The sequence below is a fragment of the Luteimonas sp. TWI596 genome (assembly GCF_039674105.1).
Lineage (GTDB): Bacteria > Pseudomonadota > Gammaproteobacteria > Xanthomonadales > Xanthomonadaceae > Luteimonas.
Genome location: NZ_JBDJMU010000046.1, coordinates 1 through 1,652, shown reverse-complemented (window position 1 = coordinate 1,652; position 1,652 = coordinate 1). Strand labels below are relative to the sequence as shown.

The window sequence follows — 1,652 nt, the reverse complement described above, 5'->3', positions numbered from 1 at the left end:
GGCATCGCGGTGCTCGACGGCGACACGGTGCGGCGCGTGCGCCGGACCGGCCGCGTCGCCGAGATGGCCGCGGCCGCGCAGGCCGAGGCGCTGCAGGCGCGTCTGGGCATCGGCCACACGCGCTGGGCGACCCATGGCGGAGTCAACGAGCACAACGCGCATCCGCACATCAGTCACGACACGCTGGCGCTGGTGCACAACGGCATCATCGAGAACCACGAGGCGCAGCGCGAGCGCCTGACCGCGCTGGGCTACGTGTTCGAGTCGCAGACCGACACCGAGGTCATCGCCCATCTGATCCATCACCACCAGACCCAGGGCCTGGACCTGCTGGCCGCCCTGCAGGCCGCGGTCAAGGAGCTCGACGGCGCCTATGCGCTGGCGGTGATCGATCGACGCGAGCCCGGCCGCCTGGTCGCGGCCCGGATGGGGTGCCCGTTGCTGGTGGGCCTGGGCGAAGGCGAACAGTTCGTCGCCTCCGACGTCTCGGCGATCCTGCAGGCCACGCGCCGGGTGATCTTCCTCGAAGAAGGCGACACCGCCGAGCTCACCCGCGATGCGGTGCGGATCTTCGAGGGCACCGGGGCCGAGGTGACGCGCTCCGAGCACCTGTCCGACGTCTCGCTGGCGTCGCTGGAGCTCGGGCCGTACCGGCACTTCATGCAGAAGGAGATCCACGAGCAGCCGCGCGCGCTGGGCGACACGCTCGAGGCGATCATCGATGCGGCCGCGTTCGAGCCGGGTCTGTTCGGCGATGCCGACGGTCAGGTGCTGCGCGAGATCGAGGGCGTGCAGATCCTGGCCTGCGGCACCAGCTTCTATGCCGGCTCGGTCGCACGCTATTGGATCGAGTCGATCGCCGGGCTGCCGTGCTCGGTCGAGATCGCCAGCGAGTACCGCTACCGCGAGGCGGTGGCCAATCCCAAGCACCTGATCGTGACCATTTCCCAGTCGGGCGAGACGCTCGACACGATGGAGGCGCTCAAGTACGCCAAGTCGCTCGGTCACCAGCACACGCTGTCGATCTGCAACGTGCCCGAGAGTGCGATCCCGCGCGCCAGCCGCCTGGTGTTCTACACCCGCGCCGGCGCTGAGATCGGCGTCGCCTCGACCAAGGCGTTCACGACCCAGCTCGTGGGCCTGTTCGCGCTGGCCGCCACGCTCGGCAAGCTGGCCGGCCGCGTCGACGCCGCGCAGGAGGCCGATTACGTCGAAGCGCTGCGCCACCTGCCGGGCAGCGTGCAGCACGCGCTCAACCTCGAGCCGCAGATCGCCTCGTGGGCCGAGCGCTTCGCGCCCAAGCAGCATGCGCTGTTCCTGGGCCGCGGCGTGCACTACCCGATCGCGCTCGAAGGCGCGCTCAAGCTCAAGGAGATCTCCTACATCCACGCCGAGGCCTACCCGGCGGGCGAACTCAAGCACGGCCCGCTTGCGCTGGTCGATGCCGACATGCCGGTCGTGGTGATCGCGCCCAGGGACGGGCTGCTGGAGAAGGTGAAGTCCAACATGCAGGAAGTGCGCGCGCGCGGCGGCGAGCTGTTCGTCTTCACCGACGCCGACAGCAACTTCGGCCCGTCGGAGGGCGTGCACGTGATCCGCACCCCGCGCCATGTGGGCGTGCTGAGTCCGATCGTGCACACGATCCCGGTGCA

Annotated in this window: 1 protein-coding gene; it reads left to right on the top strand. The window is 69.8% G+C overall.

Features of this window, described 5'->3' with window-relative positions:
* The coding region (gene glmS, locus ABE487_RS17170; protein WP_346452923.1) for a glutamine--fructose-6-phosphate transaminase (isomerizing) at window positions 1–1,652 on the top strand (1,652 nt) is incomplete at both ends.